Source organism: Mesorhizobium sp. M5C.F.Ca.IN.020.32.2.1 (assembly GCF_004023105.1).
In the GTDB taxonomy this organism is placed as follows: domain Bacteria; phylum Pseudomonadota; class Alphaproteobacteria; order Rhizobiales; family Rhizobiaceae; genus Mesorhizobium; species Mesorhizobium wenxiniae.
Window position 1 is genome coordinate 1 of sequence record NZ_RZSX01000222.1, and the last position, 7,977, is coordinate 7,977.

6 protein-coding genes are annotated in these 7,977 nt (G+C 60.3%); all 6 read right to left on the reverse strand.

The window, feature by feature from the left end; genetic code table 11:
* Positions 1–1,335: 1,335 nt before the first annotated feature.
* The gene (gene tdh / locus EOA86_RS13505; protein ID WP_091595827.1) at positions 1,336–2,370 is read right to left on the reverse strand and encodes an L-threonine 3-dehydrogenase; all 1,035 of its coding nucleotides are present in this window, start codon (positions 2,368–2,370) and stop codon (positions 1,336–1,338) included.
* 65 nt (positions 2,371–2,435) lie between these two features.
* Positions 2,436–3,575, reverse strand: a complete 1,140-nt coding sequence (locus tag EOA86_RS13510) for an adenosine kinase (RefSeq protein WP_236370636.1) — start codon at positions 3,573–3,575, stop codon at positions 2,436–2,438.
* A complete protein-coding gene (gene metK, locus EOA86_RS13515; RefSeq protein WP_063169265.1) occupies positions 3,550–4,725 on the reverse strand; it encodes a methionine adenosyltransferase in 1,176 nt (391 codons plus the stop codon). Before metK ends, EOA86_RS13510 begins: the two co-directional genes overlap by 26 nt.
* A gap of 57 nt (positions 4,726–4,782) precedes the next feature.
* Positions 4,783–6,120, reverse strand: coding sequence for a serine hydroxymethyltransferase (glyA, locus tag EOA86_RS13520; RefSeq protein ID WP_091595829.1), 1,338 nt, complete (start codon positions 6,118–6,120; stop codon positions 4,783–4,785).
* Positions 6,121–6,157: 37 nt separating this feature from the next.
* Positions 6,158–6,502 (reverse strand): helix-turn-helix domain-containing protein, encoded by a 345-nt coding sequence (locus EOA86_RS41485; protein ID WP_091595831.1) that lies wholly within the window; start codon positions 6,500–6,502, stop codon positions 6,158–6,160.
* Between the two features lie 1,056 nt (positions 6,503–7,558).
* On the reverse strand, positions 7,559–7,977 hold a 419-nt coding region (locus EOA86_RS13535), incomplete at its 5' end, for an HrpF/NolX family T3SS translocon protein (protein WP_281035659.1).

The following is a 7,977-nucleotide window of genomic DNA, read 5'->3' on the forward strand; positions in this document are numbered from 1 at the left end:
CCACGGTATGGATGCAGCGCCGCATCTTCAACGACTGCGGCTTCCTGATGGATTGTTGTGTCTGTCGTGCTCTGCTATTTCGCTGTCCTTCAAGGCTGGCGAGTCTGGTGGAACCTGCGCGTCATTGGCTGTGGTAGCTTGATGCTCAAAAATGGAGCGCCCCGCGGAAAGCCGCTCTCAGATTTCCAAAAAGCCTTGCTGGTCCAAAAGAGCACTTCGCATCTCGACACCAAAATGGGCGAGGAAAACTGACGTCTGACAGGGATGTGTATGCAACAGCCGATTTGCGGCACCAGGAAACGACCGCGTTCAGGCTGGAGATCGACGACCAACGGCTCCTCGATTTCCGCATTCAGGCCACGACGATCGACCGCTTTCCAAGCTCTTCCTGTGCGGGCGGATGCCGGCAAACAGCAGCACAGGGTCAGGGAAACCGCGAGCGGGCCTGCTTGATCGCCATGATCACATTGCCGCTGTTGCGCGTGCGGACCGGAATGCATTCGGTCCAGCCGGTGGCAATTTCGGTCAGCACCATCGTCTGCACGAAGCTCCCCGACCAAGACGTGCCCGAATGCGCTCAACAAAGCCGGGCGGCGGATCTTTCCAATCGCCGAGGTGCGGGCTTGCACCGAGCGGCGAACTGCCGAACTCATTCCTGCCCGGCGGCGCTGGCCGCCGCGAGCGACGATGCGGACCTCAGCCGCTCCGAAGCCTCCCACAACACGATGAGCGCCTCGCGGACATCGCTGCCGTAACAGCGGCTGCGGCTCTTGCTCGCAGACGGCCTCTGCTCACGACGGTTCATAAGACGGATCGCGCGCGCTTGCGATAATAGCCGATTACCGCCCCGAACTCATTCAGAATGCGCCGCTTGTCAACGCCGCGATAACGCTCCACGATCGCCGCTTCAGTTCCGACCGTGTCGCCATGCTGAGCCGCGCCATACTTCCCCCGAACCGGAATGGCACGACCTGTCCAATGCGGCTCGTTGCCTTCGTTAATTCGCTGACCGGAAAGGTACCGGAAGTCGTCTAACGCATCTTACCCGCTGAAACGGCGGCAACACCTCGACCTCAATCGCAGATCTTAGGAAATAGACGATCGCGTGGGGGCCTGTGAGCATCCGTTCACCGGATTTCCGTCATCGGCTGAGGCGAATTGCCACCATCGACCGTTATCGGATGGGCCGCGATACGTCGCCGTATCATGATTAGGGGGCGCACCTAGCGGAGCCATAGCTCTCCACCCAGCCATGTTCCCCTCGTTGGAAGATGTCCGGCGGACCAGAGGGGTGCTGTCCCGTCAGCTTTTCCTGAAGAGCGGCCAAGGCAATCCCTACCAATCCATCACCACCTTCCCCGAATTGCCGCTCTTCATCGCCTCGAAACCGTCGAGGTAGTCATCGACCCCGATGCGGTGTGTGATCAGGCCCGACACGTCGAGAGGACCCTGCACCAGCGCGATCATCTTGTACCAGGTCTCGAACATCTCGCGGCCGTAGATGCCCTTGAGATGCAGCATCTTGAAGATGACCTTGTTCCAGTCGATCTCGAAGCCGGTCGGCGCAATGCCCAGAATGGCGATCTTGCCGCCATTGTTCATGGTATCGATCATGTCGCGGAAGGCGGGGGCTGCGCCCGACATTTCGAGGCCGACGTCAAACCCCTCGGTCATGCCGAGCGCCGGCATGACGTCGCGCAGCTTTTCCTTCGAGGCGTCGACGACATGCTGGACGCCGAGCTTTTTCGCCAGTGCCAGCCGCACCGGGTTGATGTCAGTGATGACCACTTTGCGCGCACCGACGCATTGGGCGACGAGCGCGCCCATGATGCCGATCGGCCCGGCGCCAGTCACCAGCACGTCCTCGCCGACCAGATCGAAGGACAATGCGGTGTGGACGGCATTGCCCAAGGGATCGAAGATCGCGGCAATCTCATCGGGCACATCGTCGGGGATCGGCACGACATTGTGCTGCGGGATCGCCAGATACTCGCCGAACGCGCCCGGACGGTTGACGCCGACGCCGAGTGTGTTGCGGCACAGATGCCCTCGCCCGGCGCGACAGTTGCGGCAATGGCCGCAGACGATGTGGCCTTCGCCCGATACACGCTGGCCGACCTTGTATTCGGTGACCGCTGCGCCGAAATCGGCAACGGTGCCGACGAATTCATGGCCCGTCACCATCGGCACCGGCACCGTCTTCTGCGCCCACTGGTCCCAATTGTAGATGTGCACGTCGGTGCCGCAGATCGCCGTCTTCTTGATCTTGATCAGCACGTCGTTGGGGCCGATTTCCGGCACCGGCACCTCTTCCATCCAGATGCCCGGTTCGGCCTTGGCCTTCACAAGCGCCTTCATCATGTTCGACATCAGGATTTCCCTATTCCGTGATTGCGCTTCTGGCGAGATAGCCTGCACAACGGGAAGGTAGGCCACTAACTCGTTTGAACGTCCGGAATGGTCAGCCCCGCCTGCTCGGCCTCGCGGCGCAAATTCTGACGGGGCCTGGGGCCGATCTGCTGGATCACCAATCCGGCTGCCAGTGAGCCAAGGTCGCCGCAGGTCTGCAAGTCACGGCCTTGCGTGTAGCCATGCAGGAAGCCGGCGGCATAGAGATCGCCGGCGCCCGTCGTGTCGATCAGCTCCTTGATGGCGGTCGCCTTGATCACCACGGTCTCGTCGCCGCGCACGATCACCGAGCCTTTTTCCGATCGGGTCACGGCGGCGATGCGGCAATCCTTGCGAATCTGCGCCAGCGCTTCGTCGAACGACGCCGTCTGGTAAAGCGATTTGATCTCGTGGCTGTTGGCAAAGACGATGTCGACGGTACCCGAACGCATCAGCTCGAGGAACTCGTCGCGGTAGCGGTCGACGCAGAACGAATCCGACAGGGTCATCGACACTTCGCGGCCTGCCGCGTGCGCCAGCATCGCCGTCTGGCGGATTGCTTCCTTGGCGCGCGGCGGATCCCACAGATAGCCTTCGAAATAGGTGACCTTGGCGCCAGAGGCCTTGTCCGCCTCGACATCCTCAGGCCCGAGCTCGACGCAGGCGCCGAGATAGGTGTTCATCGAGCGCTCGCCGTCGGGCGTGACGAAGATCATCGAGCGCGCCGTCGGCGGTTCACCCTTGAGCGGCGTGGTGTCGAAGGCGACGCCTTGCGCATGGATGTCGTGGGCGTAGATTTCGCCCAGCGCATCGTTGGAGACCTTGCCGAAGAAGGCGGCGCGGCCGCCAAAGCTGGCGACGCCGGCCGCCGTGTTGCCGGCGCTGCCGCCGGAGGCCTCGATCGCCGGACCCATGCGGCTGTAGAGCAGCTCGGCGCGCCTTGTGTCGATGAGGTTCATCGCTCCCTTGATGATGCCGTTGGTCTCGAGGAATGCCTCGTCGCACTGGGCGATGATGTCGACAATGGCATTACCGATGCAGAGCACGTCATAATCCGCATCAAAATCTCCGCCAAAAACCCGAGCCGGCTTCTTGCCATGCCGGCCGGGCGTGGTCTCGCGAGTTGAAATGGGTTGCCGCATGCGCTTGATCCAGCCGCCCTCACGCAGCTGCCGGTCCTGCTTCACGCAGCAAATCGTCAGCTTTGTCCGTCTTCTCCCAGGTGAACTCAGGCTCTTCACGCCCGAAGTGTCCGTATGTCGCCGTCTTGCGGTATATCGGGCGTAAGAGATCAAGCATCTTGATGATGCCTTTCGGTCGGAGATTGAAAACCTCGAGAACAAGGCGCTCGATCCTTTTTTCCTCGATCCTTGCGGTTCCGAAAGTATTGACCATGACAGAAACCGGACTGGCCACGCCGATCGCGTAGGCAAGCTGAACCTCGCAGACCTCCGCAAGGCCGCTGGCAACGATGTTCTTCGCGACATACCGGGCGGCATAGGCCGCCGAGCGGTCAACCTTGGATGGGTCCTTGCCCGAAAAGGCACCGCCGCCGTGACGCCCGGTCCCACCGTAGGAATCGACGATGATCTTCCGTCCTGTGAGGCCGCAGTCGCCGGCAGGCCCACCGACCACGAACCGCCCTGTTGGGTTGACCAGAAATCTGATCCCCGAAGTATCCAGGTGGGCCGGCAGGACCGGTTTTATGATCTCCTCAATGACGCCTTCGCGGACCGTGGCTTGTGAGACCGCTTCGTCATGCTGCGTCGACAGGACTATGGTATCCAGCGCCACCGGGCGGAGCCCTTCGTAGCGTACGGACACTTGAGATTTCACGTCCGGACGCAGCCAGCCAAGCTGTCCCGCTTTCCGGACCTCGGCCTGTCTTTTCGTCAAATGGTGAGCGAGTTGGATCGGCAGGGGCATCAATGTATCCGTCTCGTTGCATGCGAATCCAAACATGATGCCCTGATCCCCTGCCCCCTGCCCGAGATCCTGCCCTCGTCCTTCATCAACGCCCTGGCTTATGTCGGGCGACTGCTCGGTGAGGGCCAGAACGACGGCGCAACGTCGACCATCAAAGCCAATCGCATCATCGTCGTAGCCAATATCGAGTATCGTATCGCGGGCGACTTGGCTGTAATCGATGTGGGCATGGCTGGTGATCTCGCCAGCCACAACGACCATCCCCGTCTTCACCAACACTTCACAGGCGACGCGCGCCTTCGGATCGGTGCGCAGGACCGCATCGAGAATGGCATCGGAGATGTTGTCTGCCATCTTATCGGGGTGTCCCGCGCCGACGGATTCGGAAGAGAACACGAACTGCCTGGTCATAAAAATGCCCTCGCTTCAAGTGCTGGAGTTAGTGAGGAGTTTCTGGATTGGGGTGGCTTATCGGTCGGGGATGCCGGGAACATCGAACGCAGTGCAGAAGTCGGCAACGTCTCTTCGTACGCTCGCATGAACTTCCTGGTCATCGGGCTGGCGGCAGACCGAGTCGATGAAAGCGGCGATCTGCACCATCTCCGTTTCGCGCATGCCCATGGACGTCACCGCTGGCGTCCCTAAGCGGATGCCGCTTGTCAGCGCCGGATGCCGCCGGTCGCCCGGGACCATATTGAAATTCGCAATGATGCCTGCACGCGATAAGCGCTCCGCATAGGCTTTGCCTGACAGCGGCCGGTCCCGAAGATCAAGGATCAGCATGTGATTGTCAGTGCCCCCGGTGACGAGTTCATAACCTCGCTCCAGAAGCGCCTGGGCCAGAGCCTTGGCGTTGTGGACGATCTGCTGACCGTAGACACGAAAGGACGAGTTCGCTGCTTCCTGCAAAGCGACGGCAAGCGCGGCGATAGTATTCATATGCGGTCCGCCTTGCAGAAGAGGGAACACGGCGCGGTCTATACGTTTGGCCAGATTGTGTTTGCTCTTCGGATGATGGAGGGGCTGATAACGGTCTTCATTCCTTGATAAAATGAAGCCACCCCGGGGACCGCGGATCGACTTGTGAGAGGTGCTGGTGACCACATCGCAATGGGGCACGGGGTTCGGATGCACTCCTGCGACAACCAGGCCGCTGATGTGGGCGATGTCAGCCACCAGATACGAGTTCACCTCCGAAGCAATTTCGGCCATTGCCGCGTAGTCAAAAATACGCGGATAAGCAGTTCCGCCGACCCAAATTAGCTTCGGGCGTTCCCGCTTGGCGGTCTCGCGCAAGTGGTCATAGTCAATTTGCTGTGTCTTTTCGTGCAGCCTGTACGGGACGCGCTGATAATCGCTGCCGGAAAAATTGACGGACCAACCGTGAGTCAGATGGCCGCCTTCGGGTAAAGGCAAGCCCATCACTTTGTCACGGGGGCTCAAAAGCGCGCGATAGACAGCCTGGTTGGCTGGCGAGCCTGAATAAGGCTGGACGTTGGCGTGTTCACTGCCAAATAGCGCTTTCAGGCGCTCGATCGCGAGGGTCTCAAGCTCATCGACGATCTCGTTTCCGGCGTAGTAGCGCGCACCGGGGTATCCCTCGGCATACTTGTTGGTGAAAATCGACCCGGTCGCTTCCAACACCGCCGAGGAGGCAAAGTTCTCGGAGGCGATCAGTTTGAGAGTTGTCCGCTCCTGGCGCTCCTGTCTTAGAAGCAGTTCGCGAACGCGGGAGTCGACGGCGGCTAAGTGAGGCCGCCCGTAAGTGTCGGGCTGCGCGATGGCGCCGCCGGCGGAGTTATCCATGGTAGTCGCGCTCCATTTGGACTGATCTATTTCACGATCAAGCAGGCGGTCCCTTCAACCGCGCGTCTTGTATTGCTTCCAGGCGTTGTAGGTCTCTTTTATGATGACCATCATCGTGGGGCAGGAGATCGACCACCAATTGAGCCAGCCCGCCATCCTTGCCTCCTGCTTGCATATGGTACGAAGACTGCGGACGTTGTTCGTTGCAGCAAAGAAAGTTGGCTCTGACCAGCCGCCGGACGTGGCGTCGAACCTGCTCGCGAGGCAGACTGGTAATATCGGCCAGCTCGCCGACGGTTAGATCCGCATGCGCGCAAAGGCCCAGGATTCGAAGGCGATCAAGATGCGCTGCCGTCCTTACGCGATTTACCAGTGTCAACATTGGTTGGCATCAACCCGGACGGGATGCAGCAAGCCGCTAGCCCTTCTATCCCCATCAATCCGCATGAGATCTCTTCTCGTCATTTGCTGTAAATCCGCTGGTATGGATGCTAATGGAAGATGGATCACAGTCCTTTCTACGACTAAGACGCCAGATATTGGGGCTAATGTACCACCTGACAGGAGACTACGCTCACGAACATTATGTGAATTTTTTTTAACGTTGCTGAGAATCAAGGGTGAGGTTTGGCGAATGTCTCGCCGTCGACTGTCGAATCCTGCCCGACGGGATTATGGGGTGCGTAGCCTGCTTGTCCTTTCCACATGACCAGCGACGATGGGGCGAAGGCGGCAGACATAGCTCTGGAGCATGCTGCGGTGTCTTTGGCCTGAAGCCGAGGAAGGCGGACCGTGGCTTCCGCGCCGCTGCCGGGAGCCCCCGAACAGGCCAAGTGGATCAGCCGGGTGTTGCCGTCATAGAGCGTGAGACCCAAAGCTGGCCAGCCGCGCCCTGAGGCTGACGCACCGCTCAGCGTCCACCTTGCTCTCGAAGCCCATCGGCATAGCGCCGATAACGACTTGACCGCGTGCGTGTCGACGAGCGATCGGTGAGCGCAAGGATCGAGGGTGCAGTGCAGGATAATGCTGTTTTAAATCAGCGCTGTTTTCAGCCGACTGCCTTGAGCGTGGGCACAAGGATATAGGCCGCAGGAGATCATCGTCTGGCTGTTCGGGAGGCCGCCCTGGGCGCGCGACAGCCGTTCCTTCGGCTGCGCCAGCTCCGCCACCATCCGCGCCGTGCCTTCCGGAGACCATTCCCGCTGCCGGCCGGCGCCCGTGAAAACCTCGACCCGGCGCACCGGCTCGAGATGGCTGGGCTCAGCGTAACTCTGAAGTCGTCATATACCGAAGCCTTCACAGACTTCGGACATCTCCCTCACAGTCCGATCAAGATGGCGTCAGGAACACCGCTTGCGTTGATGCGGATGAACCCCTGCTTGTGCCACAATGACCCTTATCTCAGCGCGCGAGCCAAAGCTTCCGCGCAAGGCGACGGCTAGGATAAGGCAATGCCGACGAAGGGCACATTGCTTGCCACACTCTGGAATGATGGCATGCTCGGAAGGCCTAGGTTTTGCTCAGGGCCGCCTGCAAGGCGCGCTTGGAGGTTATTCACATAGCCTTCTGCGTAGTCCTGCGCCGTCGAGACCGAAAGATCAATGCCTGCCGCCAAGGCCTCTTCCATCAGGTGCTTTACGAGCCCATTTCGAATGGCCAGCTTGACCTCGGGGCCTGCGATAAGGCCGATCGCCTGCGCGGCCATATTGAGGCCAGCTTCCTCCAGCGCTCGCTTCATATCGCCTCCGTTAATGGCCGTACGCAGGAGATTGGCTGCTTGCGACTCAGCCTCGAGAACCATCGAGGCAAGATCGGCTACTTGTCCGAGGCCCGGAATGAAGCTGAGCAGTCCCACCG

Excerpts from the sequence above, each read along its gene's own strand:
- tdh (WP_091595827.1), bottom strand. The coding sequence starts at position 2,370 with ATGTCGAACATGATGAAGGCGCTTGTGAAGGCCAAGGCCGAACCGGGC.
- metK (WP_063169265.1), bottom strand. The coding sequence starts at position 4,725 with ATGACCAGGCAGTTCGTGTTCTCTTCCGAATCCGTCGGCGCGGGACAC.
- EOA86_RS41485 (WP_091595831.1), bottom strand. The coding sequence starts at position 6,502 with ATGTTGACACTGGTAAATCGCGTAAGGACGGCAGCGCATCTTGATCGC.
- glyA (WP_091595829.1), bottom strand. The coding sequence starts at position 6,120 with ATGGATAACTCCGCCGGCGGCGCCATCGCGCAGCCCGACACTTACGGG.